This window comes from Humisphaera borealis (assembly GCF_015169395.1).
Classification (GTDB): domain Bacteria; phylum Planctomycetota; class Phycisphaerae; order Tepidisphaerales; family Tepidisphaeraceae; genus Humisphaera; species Humisphaera borealis.
Genome location: NZ_CP063458.1, coordinates 885,715 through 902,650 on the forward strand (window position 1 = coordinate 885,715; position 16,936 = coordinate 902,650).

Sequence of the window (16,936 nt, forward strand, 5' to 3'; positions counted from 1 at the left end):
TCGCTTCTCCTGCCGGCGAACGTGTCTATAATCCTCCGCCCACAACCAAAGGTCCGAACGCCCATGACAGACAACCAGACGCGCATCGATCAGTTCCGCAAGATGGCCAACGACGATCCCGGCAACGAGCTGGGGCATTTCTCGCTCGGCAAGGCGCTGCTCGAAGCCGGCCAGCACGCCGAGGCGATTGCCAGCCTTGAAAGAGTCCTCGCGATCAAGCCCGATTTCAGCAAGGCGTATTCATTGCACGCACAGGCGCTGATCGGCCTGGGCAAAAAAGAAGACGCGACCGCGCTGCTGACCAAAGGCGTTGTCGTGGCCCACAATCGTGGCGACAAGATGCCGCGCGACGAGATGGTCGCGCTGCTCAAGGAGCTGGGCGCACCGGTACCCGAGCTCAAGGAATCCGCCGTCCAACAGGCCGTCGGCGAAGGGGAAGTCATCTGTCGCCGCTGCGGCAAGCCCGGCCCCAAGCTCGCCAAGCCGCCGTTCCGCAACGCCTTCGGCCAGCAGGTGTTCGAAGGCATCTGCGCGCCGTGCTGGGAAGAGGCCAAGAAGATGGGCGTGAAGGTCATCAACGAGCTCCGCCTTCCGCTCAACGATCCAAACGCGAACAAGCTCTGGGAGCAGCACATCCGCGAGTTCCTGAATCTTCAGGTGTAAAGAGCCGGACGGGTGTTGGGGTGGAAGAGCGTTGTGGCCGCGTAGCAGTGTTCGACGGCACAGAGGCACTGAGCATCAAGCCGCGACCACGCCACCCAACCACCCCGATACCCGTCCACTCGTTTCTCTTCCAACTCCCTCCGTCTCAATCCGATTCGTGTGACCGGATAAAGTTTTGCTTGACCCGGCGACAACCAAAGATGCAGAATCATCGGGTATGAGACAACGCTACCACACGATCATACGGCCTGAAGCGAACGGCTGGTTTGTCGGGTGGGTGGAAGAAGTCCCAGGCACCATCACCTCTGGTAAATCACTTTCAGAATGCCGCGACAAACTCCGCCGGTCCCTCTCGCTGATGATCGAAACCTATCGTGACGAGGCCCGCGCCGGCCTGACCGCCGGCTGCATCCAGGAATCCGTGGAGATCGACGTCGACGACGCAAATACTCACGTGGTCGAACCCGCCCACGCTTAGTTGGTGAACCTTCGTCCACCGACGGCAATCGGTGGATCTTCGCATTCCCCACGGACTGCCGTCCGTGAGCACTTGCTGCGCTCTAAGTTGAGACTCCATTCGACCCCCACCAGCCTTACTTTTGCCCATCCAGCAACGGCCGATCCGGCACCGTCGGCGGTGGGGGCTCGGCGAACCTTCGGTCCATGATCGACGGCTTTTCAAACGGCACGATCGGCTTGCGCGGCTGCGTCGCCGGGGGTGATGCGGGCATCGTGGCCGGCGCCGTCGCAGGGGCCGGTCGAGCTTCCGGCGGGCGGTTTGCCACCGGCGGTGCGTCGGCCACCGGCAGGGCGCCGGCCTTGCCGAAAATCGGCGTCCCTTCCCATTCGATCAGCCTCTGTGCACCCGTGTACTTGGGCGTGGGAATCGTCTGTTGCAGCTTGCGCGCCTGCTGCCGCATCTGCTCCTGCTCGGCCATCCGCTGGTCACGCTCGGCCTTGAGCACTGCCAGGTCGCGAACGAACTCGTAGTAGCTTGGCGGCAGCGGATAGCGCACCATCCGCCCGTTGGCATCCAATCCCACGCTGTTGGCTTCCATCTGCCGGATGGTGTTCTGCGCCGAAGCGATATCGACCTCCAGCCGTTTCTGCCGCGCACTGATCGCGTTGTATTCCAGTTCCATCTGGTCGATCTTCGCTCGCACCTCACGCTCCAGCGCCTGCAACTGTGCGATGTCCGCCTGGCTAACCCAGGTCGAGCCCCACCGGTACAGCGATTGGACCGCCATCTGCTGCTGGAGCAGCGAATCCTGATCGTTGAAGTGTCGCACGATCCGCTTAACGTGGTTTCCGTCGCGAAGCTCGACCGGCAGTGCCGCCAGTGCCTCGGCCATGTTGTCGAGCACGCCGCGATGCAGCGGGGCGGCGAGCAGCGCCTTCTCATAGTTCAGCAGCGCCGCGACGTGCTGATTCTGCCGCCAGAGCACCACTGCCAGGTTGTTGTAGGTCGCGGCGTGGTCGGGGACGAGCGACGAAGCGGTCTCGAACGCCTTGCGGGCCTCGACCGCCTTGTCCTGCTTGAAGAGCAGGATCCCCTTCATGTACCACGCGGCGGCGTTCTTCGGATTCTCCACCAGCGACTGCTCGAGCAGCGGCATGCCTTGATTGGTACGGCCCTGCAAAAGCAACGTCAGAGCCTGCTCGGCGGTCTGATACGACTTCTCGGCGGTCGCCTCCCGTTCCGCGTCGGTCATCCACACGTCGCCGACCTTCGTCAGCTTCCGGTCCAGACGATCCTGCCAGATGACCAGGTCGGCCTTGGCGGCGTCGGCGGCGGGGGAGCCTGCAAACTGCACGATGAAACCCCGATACCGCTCGATGACCTGCTTGATGTCCGGCATCGCCTCGGCGGCCCGCCGAAGCGATGCCAGCCGTTCGTCGGGCACGGTGGCGCCCGGTTTGGGCTTGGCTTCCAGCGCCTTGACCTTGTCCGTCGGGATGACCAGCTTCTTGCCGCCCGGCAAAACCACTTCCCACCCGTCGGCCGACCGCTTGATCTCCCCTTCGTAGCTGGTGCCGTCCTTCAGACGGATGACGTCCGACCATGCCGGCACCGCCAAACACGCCACCGCCACGGCGGCGACCGCCGCGCGCCGCAGGAGGTTTCGACGGACGAAAGACAGGCAGACCAGGGTCGGCAAGCGTTTGCGTTGATCGAGCATACGAATCCTCGAATAGGCGCCGTCAACCATTGCCCCGCCGGGCCGGCGAGCTTGTTCGCCGTCATCCTGCGCCGAACGCGGAGGTACGAATGTCACGCTCTGTCACAGCATATCCCACGCCGACGAACGGCGTGAAGAAAGTTTCGTGAGCCTTCTTGGCCCAGTCCGCCATAGGCCTTGATCCTGACCTCGGACCCTCTTCACGGCTTGCCATCATCTTGACCCTGCTTCACGTCCCCTTATCATCGCGCGGCTTACGAATCCGTTCCCCTTTATCCGCAGGACGAGGAATGCCCGCAGCCACCGCCGGTTCGACTACCCAACGCCTTTCGATCGCCCGGGCCTTCGAGGCCGTCCGTGCCGGGCCTCACGCAGGGCTCGGCGGGGGCCTCGGGCTCGTGCCGTTCGTCCCTGCCGGCTTTCCGTCGCTGGAGACGACCGCCGAGCTCTTGCCGCGGCTCGAAACCGTCGGAGCGACGTTGATTGAAGTCGGCTTTCCTTTCTCCGACCCTGTCGCCGACGGGCCGGTCATCCAGGAAGCGTTCACGTATGCCCTGTCGCGGGGCGTGAAAGTCGCCGACGTCTTTGCCGTCGTGAAGTCGGTCCGCGACCGCGTGTCGATCCCGATCGTTGGCATGCTCAGCTACAGCATCGTATTCCGAATCGGTGTCGAGGCGTTCGTCGCGCGTGCCAAAGAGTCCGGCTTCGACGGTCTGATCATCCCCGACCTGCCGCCACCGGAAGCGCAGAAGATCTGCAAGATCATCCACGCCGGCGGGCTCGACACGAGCCTGCTCGTCGCCCCTACCACCGCCGAGCACCGCCGAAGCGAAATCGCTCGTCTGAGCACCGGGTTCGTCTACTACCTGTCTGTGTCCGGCATCACCGGCGAGCGCGACCAGCTGCCAGCCGACCTTGCGGCGAGCGTCCGTTCGCTCAAGGCCCTGACCGATAAGCCGGTCTGCGTCGGTTTTGGCATCTCCAAGCCGAGCCACGTCGCGATGCTGCGAGGCGTCGCCGACGGGGCGATCATCGGTAGCGCGATCGTCCGCCGAATGCAGAAACATGTCACCGAGTCACCCAAGGCGATCGCCGACGCCGTCTGTGCGTACCTGAGCGAGCTGCGCGTCTGACCGGCGTCAGACGTTCGTTGCTTCGCCGAACGAACCCAGGATTGCCAAACGAACCCAAGCCGTCCCGGTGCCACGGGTCGGCGGTACTCCGCAGACCCGTGCGCGAGTGCGGCCGATACCACGGGTCCCCGGCGTACCGGCGACGCCGTGGCACCAGATCGACGACGACCGACATCCGCCGAACGAACCCAAGATCGCCGAACGAACCCAAGATTGCCGAACGAACCCGAGCCGTCCCGGTGCCACGGGTCGGCGGTACCCCGCAGACCCGTGCGCGAGTGCGGCCGATACCACGGGTCTCCGGCGTACCGGCGACGCCGTGGCACCAGCTCGACGACGACCGCCGTCCGCCGAACGAACCCGAGGCGGCCAAACGAACCCAAGATTGCCAAACGAACCCGAGGCGTGTCAGGCGGCCCGCGTTCCCGGTTCATCGCTCCACTCCCTTCTCCGGCATTCCCGATAACCGTACATTGTACTAACAAGCCAAGTTCTGTCACCATCGAAATCGCCTGGCAGGCGGGAATGCCCAAGCCCGGCGACGTCTCTTTGGTCATGCTCCACCGCAGTGCCCCTGTACATCCGATCGTCGCCTCGCCCGATAAGCCCCGCCAGAACTCCGCAAGTATCCCAATAAACCGGCTTTACGCCTCGGAGGCAGGGGTTTACCATGCCTTGTGCCGTTGCCCGGTTCGGGGCATTTGCCAGCTTCGGGCAAATTGTCCGTAATGTCGTACATGTTGTTGGCAAACCTTCTTACCCCTTCGAGTGTCAAGTTAATGGAAAAGCGGGTGACTGATCCTCAGACTGCCGGGAAGGTTACGGCCGACCCGACCGCCGGGAACCCGCCGCCTGCTTCTCCGATGGCACCAGCCGCGGCTCCTCCGTCTGACGGCGGACCGCCCGATGGAATGCTCGTCGAGCGGACCATCGCCGGCGACCGGACGGCGTTTGACATGCTCATCCGCCGGTACCAGCGGCAGGCCGTCGCGGTGTCGTATCGGCTGCTCGGCAACACGCACGATGCGCTGGAAGTCACCCAGGACGCGTTCCTGAAGTCTTACAGCAGCCTCACAACGTTGCAGAAGGCCGATGCGTTTGGCGGCTGGCTGATGCGGATCGTTTCGAACCTTTCGCTCAACTACCGCCGCAGCCGCAAGACCCGCTCGCAACTGCCCCTCGACGATCTGCTCGGCCCGAATGAGCCCAGCGCGTCAGACGTGGGCGGCGGCAGTGACTGGATGAGCCAGAGCGGCGACCCCGTCCATAAGCTGCAAAGCCGCGAGATGGGCAAACGGCTGGCCGCGGCGATGCAGGAGCTGCCCGAAAAACAGCGGCTGGCGATCGTCATGTTCACGATCGAAGAAATGCCGCAAAAGCAGGTCGCCGACGCACTCGGCTGCAGCGTGGAAGCGGTCAAGTGGCACGTGTTCCAAGGCCGGAAAAAGCTTCGGGAACTGTTGAAGGAACACCTGTAGAGTCGAATGTTGAATGTCGATGGTCGAAAGTGGAACGCGGCGGTTCATTGGTCGACGTTGGCCGTGGAGCGTCATCGGAGATCGGGAATCTGAAATCTCACATTTGAGATTTGAGATCTGAGATTTGTGATTTGAGATTTGGGATCTGAGATTCGAGATTCGAATCATCTGATCCGAATCAAAATGCCGATTCTCCGCTCCGCAATGTCCTGACCTGTTGTGGCTTGGCCAACGTTTTGTGACCAACGTTTCGTCACAGCCGTGTCTGATGGAGTGACGCGGACCAGGAAACTTATAAGAGGCCGTCCGGCGAGTGTGCCGGGGCCGAGGAAGACACAAGAACGCTTTCGTCCAGAATGGCAGAACCGATCATGCGGCCCGACGACCTTGAATTTCTCATCGCCCAGTACGCCGACGGCTCGCTCGACGCGAAGCGGTCTGCGGATCTGGAGGCGGTTCTCCGCCGAGATGAGGACGCCCGGGCGATTCTGGAGTCGTACCGTGCCATCAACGGCGCGCTGACCGGTATCGTTGCCAGCCAGCCCGTGCCGGAAGTGCGGTGGGACCGGCTCGAAGCGTCCATCAGCCGACAGATCGCGACGCTCGCCGTCGCCGGGGCAGTGTCGGAAACCGACGAAGAATCCATCTCGCGTTTCTCCAGCGGCGACGTGTTGGAGCAGGAACTGCGGTCGATCGATGACAAGATCGCCGCCGACCCGCGCAGCCGGCTTTTGCTGGCGGAGTACGCCTCGCTCGATCGCACGTTCGATGCTGCCCGCGACGTGGAGATTCCCAACGTGCAGTGGGAGCAGTTCGCCAGCCACATTTCGGCGCAGATCGATCGAGCGGAAGACGCGTCGTCGGAATCGATGAAGATCGGGCCGGAGACGGTCGAACGCACGATCCGCCAGGCGGATTCTTCGAGCGTGTTCGGCCGGATCGGCAACTTCTTCATGCAGCCCAGCCGACTGGCGATCGCCGCATGCTTGGTATTGGCGGCGTCGATCTCGTTCAAACTGATCAACCAGGGTGGCAACACGAACGGCGGGGCACCGGCACCGGCGGGCACCACCGGTGGCACTGGCGGCGCGCCGATGGCGACCGTCACGCCGGCCCCGGTCGAGATTCGCGTCGGGCCGTCGTTTACGCCGGGCATGAACCCGCTGGAAAACACGACCGTCACCAGCATTCATGTCGGCCCGCCGAGCGGACCCGGGTTTGACGTCGCCGCGATGGCGGACTGGGCGAAGGAGTTTCCTTTCACCCGTCCGAGCCAGATGAGCATTGGCAAAGCGGCGACGCAGCCGGAAGATAAGCCTTCGAAGGATACCGTCGAGAACGGCGCGCTTTTTCCGTCGCGGTAAGCGAGGCGAGCGCTGGCACAGGAATGTGCTCCTCGGCCGCCGCGACGGCAAAGCCTTCCGGGAGTCCGCATGTTGCGCCACGCTTTGCAGTCACGCGTCCGGTCTTCCTCGACTTCAGTCACGCCGCAACAAGAACCAAGAGAACGCGAAGGCGCGAACCCGCGAAGAAAGCCGCGAAGTTCATTCAATCCTGTTTTTGGCCTTCGCGTTTCCTTCGCGTCTTCGCGGCTTCGCGTTCTCTTCGTTCTCCTCGCAACGTTCGCCACGAACCCCACCCGCGCCAGCGAGACTTCTGCCCTGATCAACGACGCCCTCGACCGGCAGGTCAATCTGGACCTGGACGGCTTCCTTCCCGACGTGATGAAGGGGATTGAAGACCGCACGAGCGTGCCGATTCGCGCCGACCCGCTTGTGTGGGAACTGCTCCCCTGGGGCCAGCAAACCAAGGTCACCGCCAAGATTCAAAACCAGACGCTGCGGCAGTCGCTCTCGGCGATCACGCAGAAGCTCGGCCTTCGGCTGAGGCTCGCCGACGAAGCGGTCATGCTCGAACCGATGCCCGGCCTGCGCCGGCTCGGCCGGCGGTCGACGGTTCAGGAACTGCAATCGCTCGACATCCTGGCCTCCACGCCCATGCCGCCGGTGACGGATGCCGGTTCGGTGCGGTCGGTGCTGACCGCGATCGACCTGAAGCTCGACGCGATGCAGGCCCCGCTGGCGATCGAAGATCGGTTGGACGTCGAGACGCGCGGCAAGATCCTCACGCTGCCCCGTGGCGCGACGATGATGGACGCACTGGAACAGATCGCCAAGCAGACCCGCGGCACCTGGTACCCATGGAGCAAGACGATCGTCGTCGTTCCGAAGGACGTGCAGATTCGCGATCAGCTCTCCAAGACGCTGACGACGCGATACAACAGCATTCCCATTGCACAGGTTCTGGAAGACCTGCGCCGCCGTGCCGACGTGCCGTTCGAAATTGACGCCGGTGCACTGCAGAAGATCCCGGCGGACTCGCGGAACATCCGAATTTTCTGGGACAACGTGTCGGTCGAGCAGGCGTTGCAGGAGCTGCGCGGCTTCGCCGGCATCGAGTTCGCCGTCACGGACGCCGGCGTGAAGATCAGCCACCCCGGCGGCCCCAACGCCGCCGTCGCGATGGCCGACCCGGTCGTGGCGATGGTCACGCTGGAAAACGGCATGACGCTGCTGGTGCGGGAATCACAAATCCCACCGGAGCTGCGCGACTATCTGAAGCTGCGGCTGGACAAAACGCTCGGCGAGTTGCGCTCCTTGGCCGAGAAGGATAAGTTCCCCCTGACCAAGCCGACAACGAAAAGCGTGGACTAAGTAGGGTCCGCCTTGGCGGACGCGAGCGCGTTCGGATGGGTCCCGCGTCCGCCAAGGCGGACCCTACGAGAAGACCCGCTGCACCGCTTCAAGCAGCGATGGATTGCCGCTCTGTTGCACGAATGCCGTAACGCGGGATTTGACCGATTCATCCAGCCTGAACGGCGACAGGGCGTCGATCGCCATCTCGGCCGTTCGGCGGTCTTTCTCGACGAGCGATACCAGCCACTCCACCGCCGCCGGCAGTCGTGAGCTGGCGGCGGCGATCAGGATCGTCTTGAGAACCTCCGGCTCTTTTTCGCGATCGTAAGCCTGGCGCAACCGATCCAACGCCGCCGGCAGGCGACTGGCGCCCAGGGCCAGCGCCGCGCCCGCTCTTGCCGCTTCTTCGCGATGCGACATTAACCCGGCGACGACATCCAGCGACTCGGCGGGCGCGAGTTGCATCAGTCCCGTCGCACACTCGGCGAGCACCTCCGGCTCGGAATCGCCGACGCGAAGTTTCAATCGCATCACCAGCACCGCGCCTTCGCGGCCGCTGGCCGACAAGGCCCGGGCGGCCGCGACGCGAACGAGCGAAGCCAGATCCGTCAAAAGATCGGTGCAGATCGTCAGCGCCTCCGGATGCGCCATCGTCGCCAGTCCGAACGCGGCGGTCGCCCGCAGCTCTGCGGCAGGGTCGGCGAGCATCACGCCCGACGGCCGGCCGGCGCCCTGCTTCACCGCCGACAGGTAGACGTCGGCCGCCTCGCCGCCGGCATAGAGATCGACCAGGCTCCGCACGACGCCGGTGCGGGCGACGTAGTTTTTGTCGTCATGCCCCGGATTCATCTCCGCGAACCGCCAGTAAGCGCCGGCGAGGTCGCCCGCGAGTTCCTTTTTCTCATACCGGGACGCCAGCTCGGCACCGCGGGCCACGACCACGACGGAAGAGTGCCCGATCGACTTCTTAAGTTCCGCCAGGAACTCTGGCGAAGACGGCACCTGCCGAAGCGCCGACAGGCGATCGAGGATGGCGTCGGGGTTGCTGGCGCGTTTGGCCATGGGTTCACATCGCCGCGTCGTCAGTCCGATCGGCTTCGTCGATGACATCCGTCGATTCCAGCCCCTGTTCCAACGACTTCAGCAGTTCCCGTCGCTGGCGATTCATCGTCGCATCGGACGACGCATAGGTTCGCTTCGCTTCTCCCGTGCCGATCAGATCGAGTGCGGCGTCGCGAATGAATGCCATCACCCGCCCGTCGCGCAGTTGCAGCGCGGCCAGGGCCAGGAAAATGACCGGCCCTTCCTGCGGGTCGGCGAGCAGGTCGCGGAAGATGGCCAGGACGTCGCGCGTGGCGTCGGAGACCGGAACGCCGTGGTCGATCCGGCCGGCGTATTCCCGTCGGACCTCGGCGGCGAGGTCCGAGGCGAAGAAGGGTTCGTAGTCGGCGTCAGTCAAGGGCACTCGCTTGCGGGGAACGCTTGCGGTTCACTCGAACCCCATCCCCAGTTTCCCGAGCAATCGGGTGGCGTTGTCGTGGTAGATCTTCTGCAACACCGCGTCCGGCAGCGCCAGCCCGCGGACGGTTGGCTGCTGATCGGCCGGCACGTCAGGGTCGATGATCGGGCTCGGGCCGATGTACGCCGTCTCCCACAGCTTGCGGTGGCACCAGATGCGGCTGGCGAGGAAGTCGAACTGGCGGTCGTCGCCGCTGACCTGGTCGGAGCCGAAGAGAATGCGATCGGCGTTGCGGATAAAGAACTCACGGGCCGGTTCGCGGCGCGCGGAGATCTCGCGAACCATCCAGCGGGTTGCCGAGCAGTCGAGCCAGAGGTCGGGGAACTTGTCGAGCAGGCGCTGGAGCCGCGGAAGGTCTTCGGGATTTCCGCCCAGGTGGGCGCCGATCCAGGTGTGGCCGCGGTGCTCTTCGAGCAGGCTTTCCCACATGGCGTAGTGTTCGTCGCGGGTACCGAACTTGGCCGGGTCGTAGCGGCCGTTGTACCAGGTGTCGGGGTCGCCGATGTGCGTCATGATCGCCATGCCGCGGGCTTTGACGTCGGCAAAGAGTGGCTTGTAGACGGGCGAATCAAGGCGGTGGCCGCGCATCGCCATCGTGCCGGGGGCGGCGTGGAACTTGGCGATCCGACTGCCGAGGTTGTAGAACGCCTCGATGCGGTTCAGCCAGTTGTCCACCCAGCGGTCCGACGCATCGCCCCATTGCGGCACGGCGATAAAGCGGAGCCGCCGACCCCAGTCGCGCACCAGTGCGACGGCTTCTTCCAACGGCGACATGGTAACGAACACGTCCATGCCGTAGTGGTCGGCCGCCTCGAACCAATCCTCGGCGTGCCGCCGGGCCAGCAGGTGGCAGTGGAAGTCGATCACCAACCCCCGGACCTTGGGCCGGGGCCAGGGCCGGCGGAAATCGATATTGGTCCGGTTGTATTCGTCGCGAACCGCCGGGGCCATGACGGTCGATGCCGTCGTCTTGACGGCCTGCTTCACTTCAACCACGACGGCGGGCGCCGGGGTTTGGGCCGACGTCGATTCGTTCGCCTCTTCAACGGCGGGCTCCGGCACGGGCTCGTCGACTCGATCGGGGACTAACGTGGGCGCAGACTCGGCCACGCTATCGTCGGCCGATGGGACAGTCCCGTCGTGCGTGACAACAACCTCGTCAATGCGGCTGTCGGCGATGTGCCCGTCCGCTTCAATTGCAGAGGCCTCCTCGATCGCGGGAGGTTCATCGGGCGTCGCGTCGACGACGAGGGCAACGGGCTCGGCGGGAATGGTTTCGGGTGTGCCGGCGTCGACCGCAACTGCTTCGCGGGCCACCTCATCGACCGGCGGAAGATTGACGGTCTCTGCGATCGTCGTCGATGCCTCGGGGACGGATGAGGCGGCGTCCGACGCCGCGGACACTTCGGTCGCGGTGTCGGTGGAGGTTTGAGCTGATTCGCTGGAGCGATCCAAGTGAGCCTCGGGAGACGTCAAAGCCGGGTCCGCAGCGGCACGCACCGGCGGGCGGACGGTGTCAAAACCTGACCGCTCGGCGGTCCACTCCAGGCGGGCGGCCATCGCCGGCAGGGCGTCATCGGACGGCACGTACGCCGAAGCGGCCTCGAACGCCGCGTCGAACGCATCGGTGTCAACGCTGTCCAGCCCGGTCGAATCGATACCGCCGGCGGGCATCACAGACGACAGCAGGTCAGTGATCGCACTGATCTCCGCCGTCGCGGTCGCCAAGGCCGAACCCGCCAGAGTAATGGAGTCTACGTCGGCAACGGCCGTGATTTCTTCCTCCACCACCGAGACGATAGCGGCCGGGGCGGTGACTGGCACGTCAACGGGCACCTCGACGGCGACCTGTTCCGGAGACGGGGCTTCCGCCGGTTCCACGGCAACTTCTGCCGGTTCCGCTGCGACGTCGGCCGGCATCTCTGTCGGGGCGGCGGTCGCTGCAACAAGGTTCGAGGCAGCCTCGGCGTTAGCGATCTCGCTCGCGGCGACGAGGTTCATCGCCCGGGCCGTGGCAAGCAACTGGCGCGTCAGGCGGACGTCGTCGGTCGAATCGTGGGCCATCGTCGAAGCGGCCGACAGCAGGGTCGCCAGTTCTGATGTCAGCGTCGCGGGGGGAACGGTCGTGCCGATGCCATCGTTCGGGTGCCCGTACGGCCGGTCGGCGGTCGGGCGTCCGCCGGAGAACAGGCGGTCGGCGATCGTGGTTTGCGGCCAGACGAATCGGGGTGCCCAGGCTGCGATGTCTTCGGCGCTGGGCTCGCTATTGCGACGCCAGGGGTCGGGGATCACCACCACCGGGTCCCACAGCGGTTCGCGGAGCGTCGCTAGGTCGCCGGCGTCAGACACTGCAGCGGTGGCGCGTTCCTCCCGGGATTGCTTCGCCCACCCGAAAAGCCGCTTCGGCGATTGTTTCGTCATCTTGCACCGTCCGTGGCGATCGACCGTTCCCGCGTCGCAACTCCCGCGACGGCAAATAGTGTCGTGAAATGTTTGGAAATCGTCAATTCAGGTCCGGGACGCGCACGAAGCGAGCTGGATACTGATTGTGGCAGAGGCATGCGATCGATGCCTGTGTCCGTCGTCGTACGGCACCGAGATTGAACGCCAAGACGCCAAGACGCCAAGACGCCAAGACGCCAAGAATTGCCTTGAATGGCGTCCTTGGCGACTCGGCGTCTTGGCGTTCATCACTTGCGGTTTCGGAGAAGGACACTGAGTTCAAGGACATGAAGACGGAGAAGCGAGTTCACCGTGATTTCTCCTTGCTCTCAGTGTCCTCCGTGGTGATTCCGTCTTCTTCAAGCTAAGCCGTCGCCAAACCGTCCTTCTTCGCGTAGCGCACGTCTGCCTCCGGCGGCGGCGAAAGCAGCGAGACGACCACCAGCACGAGGAAGCCCAGCGGAATGGTGACCAAGCCCGGCTGGCTGAACGGCACGATCGCCGTGGCCGGGTCCCATCCATAGACGTCCTTGTACGCCTGCCCGGACATCAGCACCCAAGCGAGCGACGACACCAGACCGATGATAATCGCCCAGGTGATTCCCTGCTTGGTCGTCCGCTTCCAGAACAGCAGCATGACCAGTGCCGGCAGGTTTGCACTGGCGGCGATGTTGAACGCCCAGCCGACCAAGAACGACACGTTGAGCTTCTGGAACACGATGCCCAGCACCATGGCGATCGCGCCGACGACGACCGCCGCGATCTTGCCGGCCTTCACCTTGCCGTGGTCGTCGAGCTTGATACCCAGGAAGTTGGTCATCAAGTCATGTGCGACCGCGCCGCTGGCGGCCATGATCAGGCCGCTGACGGTACCGAGCACGGTCGTGAACGCGATCGCCGAGATGATCGCAAACTGCAGCTCGCCGAACGTCTTGGCCAGCAGCGGGGCGGCCATGTTGTTGTTGGTCGGGTCCATGCCGTTGCTGGTCATGGCACCCAGGCCGAGGAACAGCGTCAGCACGTAGAAAAACCCGATGCTCGCGATACCGACGACGGTGCTCTTGCGGGCGGCGTTGCCGTCTTTCACGGTGTAGTAGCGAATCAGGATATGTGGCAGCGACGCAGTGCCGCAGAACAGTGCGAGCATCAGCGAGATGAAGTCGAGCTTGTCCGACAGCTTCTCGCTGCGAATACCTTTGAAGGTGGGCGTACCGCCGGGCTGGAGCAGGTCTTCGCCACTGCGGACCACCGGCTTGTAGGTGGTGACTTCCGCGCCGTCGGGCGCGGTGGTCTTGGCCGACGTCCACGTGACGATCTGGCTCTTTTGAATCGTGGCGATGTACTCCAGCGGTCCGAGCGGGCCGGTTTCGGTCTTGCCGTCGGGCAACGCGGCGACGGTGCCGACAAACTTCAGATCCGCCTGCCCTTCGCCATGACCCTGCGGCTTGCCGTCGACGAACGTCTTGCCGTCCTTCTTGGTGACGACCTGCGGCTGGGTCGGCGTCGGCGACACCTTTAGCCCGCGGTTGAGAATCGAGACCGTCAGGCCGAGGCAGAAGATCACCAGCAGCGAGCCCTTGATGAACTGCACCCACGTGGTCGAAACCATGCCCGCCGTTGCCACGATCAGGATGACGACGATACCCACCGTGATCACTCCGGTCTCATGGCTGAAGCCGAGCAGCGGCTGGATGAGCACGCCGGCGCCGACCATCTGCGGGATCAGGTAGAAAAGGCTCACCAGCAGGGTGCTGATGGCCGCTGCCAGCTTGATGCCCGGGCTGTTGAACTTGGCGTCCAGTGCATCGGCGAAGGTGAACTTGCCCATACGCTTGAGTGGCTCGGCGATCACGAACAGCGCCACTACCCAGCCGGCGAGATAGCCGATCGAGTAGAGAAAGCCGTCGTAGCCGAAAAACGCGATCATCCCGCAGATGCCGAGGAACGAAGCCGCCGACAGGTAATCGCCGGCGAACGCGATACCGTTGACGAACCAGTTGATCTGGCCGTGCGCGGCGTAGTAACCCTTGGCGCTCTTGGCCTTGCGGCCCAGGTAAAAGCTCAGGCCCAGCACGATGCCGACGAAGAACGCGAACACGGAAAAAGCAGTCCAGGAAAAATCGTACTTCACGCTGCGCCCTCCTCTTCGGCGGCCTTGTTCGCCACTTCGATCTCGGTCAGTTCCGGCCGGGTGTCGGGCTCGCTCTTGCAGATGACCATGTAGATCACGGCCAGCACGAATGCGCCAACGATCAGCCCGAAGCCGTACACGATCGCCAGGTTCACGCCGGCGATGGACGGGGTCTTCATCGTGTCGCGCATGAACGCGCTCAGCACGATGAAAACGCCGTAAAGGATCAGGTAGATCACGAAGAGGATCAGTCCGATTCTGGCGTTGTGCGCCCAGGCATCGGTGTGAGCCTTGGAATGGTTAGGGTCAGACACGGCCGGTTGCCTCCTGCGAAGTAGAGTTGGGCCGGCATTGAACCGGAAAACGTGGCTGGACGCAAAGTTATGCGCGGCGATCGACGTCTTGCATAAGTAGAGCACCGACCTTCGCACCACGGGCCAGATGAACTGCAGGCTCGCTTCGCACGAGTGCGAATTCATCTCAAGTTTGCCGAACCTCCCATCCTACAGTCCGGTGGTCCGCTCAGTGGACCTTGTGCGAAATTCAGAGAATGAGGAGACCCCATGTATACCACCAAGATGTTCAGAATCGGATCACTCGGTTTGACAGCCGGCCTTCTCGGCGTCGTCGCCGGGTGCTCGTCCAACCAAGGCAGCGCTAACTCGGCAACGATGGGTGATGCGCAGCCGGCGTCGGCGATCAGCAGGCGGTCCACCAATGGCACTATACCGGGCGTTGACAGGACGCTTGAGGCTGTTTCGTCGGTCCGCGACCTGCGAACTGCGCTGACGGCCGAGCGGCTGCAGGTCGATAAAACGCTGGTCGCATTGACCGCCGTCACCAACAGCCAGGGGGACCTGATCCCGGCGTTTCAGCAGTACGTGCAATCACTGGCGGATCTGAAGGCGGCTCGACAGAACAGCGCGTCGTCCGCCGACGCCATGCGGGACAAGGCGAGGGGCTACATCACCGGGTGGGAGGTCGAAGTGTATGGCGTGGAAGACCAGGCGCTGCGGACTCAGGCCGAACGCCGTCGCAATGAGGTTCGCAAGGACTACGCTGCCGTCACCGACAGCCTGCGAACGGTGCAGGACGCGTACGAAAAGTTCGAGAGTAAGGCGGACGACGTTCGGCGGTTCCTGGCGAACGATCTGACCGGAGCCGGCGTGCAGGCGGCGGCATCGGCCGGACAGCAGACCGTGACCGCCGGCGGCGAGCACAAGGGCCGCATCGACGCCACCGTCACCACGCTCGATCTGGTGCTCGGCCACATGAGCCCTAACGGGCCCAACGGCCCGCAGAATGCCCAGCCGACCAACGGCCGCTCTGCCGCTGCACCTGCGGCGCCGCAACCCGCGCCTGTCGGCGTAGATGCCGATAAGGGTTTGAACAAGCCGTAAGCAGGGCGCCGCCGGTGTTCCACCGTCCAGACCGTCAACAATCGCCGACATCCGTCGAGTGAAACGAAAGCCGCCCGATCGCAATGCGACCGGGCGGCTTTCGTTCTGAACATCGCGGGATTTCTCAGTGGTTACGACTTCTTGGACGCAAAGTCCTTCATGAACGTCGCCAGTGCCTGTGCGCCCTCCACCGGCATCGCGTTATAGATGCTGGCGCGAATGCCGCCGACGGTGCGGTAACCCTTCAGGCCGACCATGCCCGCCTTGGAAGCGGTCTTGATGAATTCTTCGGTCAGTTCTTCGCTGGGCAGGGTGTAGGTGACGTTCATCCGCGAACGCTGTTCCTTGACGCTGACCGTGCCTTTGTAGAAGCCGTTGCTGGCGTCGATCGCGTCGTAGATCGCCTTGGCCTTGGTCTCGTTGATTTTCTCCATCGCCGCCAAGCCGCCCTTGGCATCGAGCCAGCGGAACACTTCCAGCAGGATGTAGATGCCGAAGGTCGGGGGCGTATTGACCATGCTCCTGCCTTCGGCCTGGTCCTTGAAGCTCCAGAGCTTGCTGGGCACCTTCTTCTGCTTGGCGTACATGTCCTTGCGAACAATCGTGAGCACCACGCCGGCAGGGCCGAGGTTCTTCTGAGCGCCGCCGTAAACCAGCGCACAGTCGCCAACCGGATGCGGGCGGCTCATGAACTCGCTGCTGGCGTCAACAATCAGGTTCGGGTGCTTCGGCCAGGCCGGCAGGCGATGGCCGTGGACGGTCTCGTTCGAGCAGACATGGAAGTAATCAGCACCCTCGTTGAGCTTCCACTCGGCGGTGGGGGTGCTGTGATCGAAGTTGCTCGCCTCGGTCGTGCCGACGACATTCGCCTTGCCCAGGTCCTTCGCCGCGCCGGCGGCCTTCTTGCTCCATTCGCCGCTGACGAGGTAGTCGGCGCTACCGTGCAGGAAGTTCATCGCGATGGTCGTGAAGAGCATCGTCGCACCGCCCTGCAGGAAGAGCACATCGTGCGTGTCGCCCAGGCCGAGCAGCTTCTTGCAGAGGGTCATCGCCTCGTCGTTGACGGCCTCGAACTCCTTGCCGCGATGACTCACCTCGGCAATGCCAAAGCCCTTGCCCTGGTAATCGACCAGCGCGACGGCGGATTTTTCGAGAACTTCGGTCGGGAGCATCGCCGGGCCGGCGCTGAAATTGAAGATGCGGTTGGACATAGTTCTGACCTCAAATTGGCTTAGCTACACTGGAAAAGCGAGGGGAGGATAGTAGGGGGAGTTGATTTCGGATGCCAGCGGTT

Annotated in this window: 14 protein-coding genes; 7 read left to right on the forward strand and 7 right to left on the reverse strand. The window is 63.8% G+C overall.

Annotation, left to right across the window (positions count from 1 at the left end):
* The first annotated feature begins 63 nt into the window (after positions 1-63).
* Positions 64-663, forward strand: coding sequence for a Fe(2+)-trafficking protein (locus tag IPV69_RS03355; RefSeq protein ID WP_206293497.1), 600 nt, complete (start codon positions 64-66; stop codon positions 661-663).
* A 217-nt stretch (positions 664-880) separates the two neighbouring features.
* Entirely contained in the window at positions 881-1,141 is a 261-nt protein-coding gene (locus IPV69_RS03360) for a type II toxin-antitoxin system HicB family antitoxin (RefSeq protein WP_206293498.1), read from the forward strand.
* A 115-nt stretch (positions 1,142-1,256) separates the two neighbouring features.
* On the opposite strand, the gene IPV69_RS03365 is transcribed toward IPV69_RS03360, so the two are convergent.
* On the reverse strand, positions 1,257-2,843 hold the full coding sequence (locus IPV69_RS03365) for a tetratricopeptide repeat protein (RefSeq protein ID WP_206293499.1): 1,587 nt from the start codon (positions 2,841-2,843) through the stop codon (positions 1,257-1,259).
* A 290-nt stretch (positions 2,844-3,133) separates the two neighbouring features.
* Here IPV69_RS03365 and trpA point away from each other — a divergent pair, with 290 nt between their 5' ends.
* From trpA to IPV69_RS03385, 4 genes are all read left to right on the forward strand, one after another.
* Positions 3,134-3,976, forward strand: a complete 843-nt coding sequence (gene trpA / locus IPV69_RS03370; RefSeq protein WP_206293500.1) for a tryptophan synthase subunit alpha — start codon at positions 3,134-3,136, stop codon at positions 3,974-3,976.
* A gap of 791 nt (positions 3,977-4,767) precedes the next feature.
* Positions 4,768-5,454, forward strand: a complete 687-nt coding sequence (locus tag IPV69_RS03375) for an RNA polymerase sigma factor (protein ID WP_206293501.1) — start codon at positions 4,768-4,770, stop codon at positions 5,452-5,454.
* Positions 5,455-5,810: 356 nt separating this feature from the next.
* Positions 5,811-6,818 (forward strand): anti-sigma factor family protein, encoded by a 1,008-nt coding sequence (locus IPV69_RS03380; protein ID WP_206293502.1) that lies wholly within the window; start codon positions 5,811-5,813, stop codon positions 6,816-6,818.
* A gap of 69 nt (positions 6,819-6,887) precedes the next feature.
* A complete protein-coding gene (locus IPV69_RS03385) occupies positions 6,888-8,168 on the forward strand; it encodes a hypothetical protein (protein WP_206293503.1) in 1,281 nt (426 codons plus the stop codon).
* Positions 8,169-8,231: 63 nt separating this feature from the next.
* On the opposite strand, the gene IPV69_RS03390 is transcribed toward IPV69_RS03385, so the two are convergent.
* The 5 genes from IPV69_RS03390 to IPV69_RS03410 all read right to left on the reverse strand — a co-directional run bounded on the left by IPV69_RS03390 (position 8,232) and on the right by IPV69_RS03410 (position 14,556).
* Positions 8,232-9,212: a HEAT repeat domain-containing protein gene (locus tag IPV69_RS03390; protein WP_206293504.1), complete on the reverse strand. Its 981-nt coding sequence runs from the start codon at positions 9,210-9,212 to the stop codon at positions 8,232-8,234.
* Between the two features lie 4 nt (positions 9,213-9,216).
* A complete protein-coding gene (locus tag IPV69_RS03395; RefSeq protein WP_206293505.1) occupies positions 9,217-9,609 on the reverse strand; it encodes a hypothetical protein in 393 nt (130 codons plus the stop codon).
* Between the two features lie 30 nt (positions 9,610-9,639).
* Complete coding sequence (locus IPV69_RS03400) at positions 9,640-12,090, reverse strand: amidohydrolase family protein (protein WP_206293506.1); 2,451 nt, start codon at positions 12,088-12,090, stop codon at positions 9,640-9,642.
* Positions 12,091-12,475: 385 nt separating this feature from the next.
* On the reverse strand, positions 12,476-14,242 hold the full coding sequence (locus IPV69_RS03405; RefSeq protein WP_206293507.1) for a sodium/solute symporter: 1,767 nt from the start codon (positions 14,240-14,242) through the stop codon (positions 12,476-12,478).
* Positions 14,239-14,556 carry a DUF485 domain-containing protein gene (locus IPV69_RS03410; protein WP_206293508.1) on the reverse strand — a complete coding sequence of 106 codons (318 nt, stop codon included), beginning with the start codon at positions 14,554-14,556 and terminating at the stop codon, positions 14,239-14,241. Before IPV69_RS03410 ends, IPV69_RS03405 begins: the two co-directional genes overlap by 4 nt.
* A 249-nt stretch (positions 14,557-14,805) precedes the next feature.
* Between IPV69_RS03410 and IPV69_RS03415 the strand changes: the two genes are divergently transcribed.
* Positions 14,806-15,642 carry a DUF2959 family protein gene (locus IPV69_RS03415; protein WP_206293509.1) on the forward strand — a complete coding sequence of 279 codons (837 nt, stop codon included), beginning with the start codon at positions 14,806-14,808 and terminating at the stop codon, positions 15,640-15,642.
* Positions 15,643-15,773: 131 nt separating this feature from the next.
* Here the strand turns inward: IPV69_RS03415 and serC are convergent, their stop codons facing one another.
* The gene (gene serC, locus IPV69_RS03420; protein ID WP_206293510.1) at positions 15,774-16,853 is read right to left on the reverse strand and encodes a 3-phosphoserine/phosphohydroxythreonine transaminase; all 1,080 of its coding nucleotides are present in this window, start codon (positions 16,851-16,853) and stop codon (positions 15,774-15,776) included.
* Positions 16,854-16,936 lie beyond the last annotated feature (83 nt).

Bases quoted from the DNA above. Each gene is read 5' to 3' on its own strand.
- IPV69_RS03415 (WP_206293509.1), top strand. From the start codon at position 14,806: ATGTATACCACCAAGATGTTCAGAATCGGATCACTCGGTTTGACAGCC.
- serC (WP_206293510.1), bottom strand. From the start codon at position 16,853: ATGTCCAACCGCATCTTCAATTTCAGCGCCGGCCCGGCGATGCTCCCG.
- IPV69_RS03385 (WP_206293503.1), top strand. From the start codon at position 6,888: ATGTTGCGCCACGCTTTGCAGTCACGCGTCCGGTCTTCCTCGACTTCA.
- IPV69_RS03390 (WP_206293504.1), bottom strand. From the start codon at position 9,212: ATGGCCAAACGCGCCAGCAACCCCGACGCCATCCTCGATCGCCTGTCG.
- IPV69_RS03380 (WP_206293502.1), top strand. From the start codon at position 5,811: ATGGCAGAACCGATCATGCGGCCCGACGACCTTGAATTTCTCATCGCC.
- IPV69_RS03355 (WP_206293497.1), top strand. From the start codon at position 64: ATGACAGACAACCAGACGCGCATCGATCAGTTCCGCAAGATGGCCAAC.
- IPV69_RS03400 (WP_206293506.1), bottom strand. From the start codon at position 12,090: ATGACGAAACAATCGCCGAAGCGGCTTTTCGGGTGGGCGAAGCAATCC.
- IPV69_RS03365 (WP_206293499.1), bottom strand. From the start codon at position 2,843: ATGCTCGATCAACGCAAACGCTTGCCGACCCTGGTCTGCCTGTCTTTC.
- trpA (WP_206293500.1), top strand. From the start codon at position 3,134: ATGCCCGCAGCCACCGCCGGTTCGACTACCCAACGCCTTTCGATCGCC.
- IPV69_RS03360 (WP_206293498.1), top strand. From the start codon at position 881: ATGAGACAACGCTACCACACGATCATACGGCCTGAAGCGAACGGCTGG.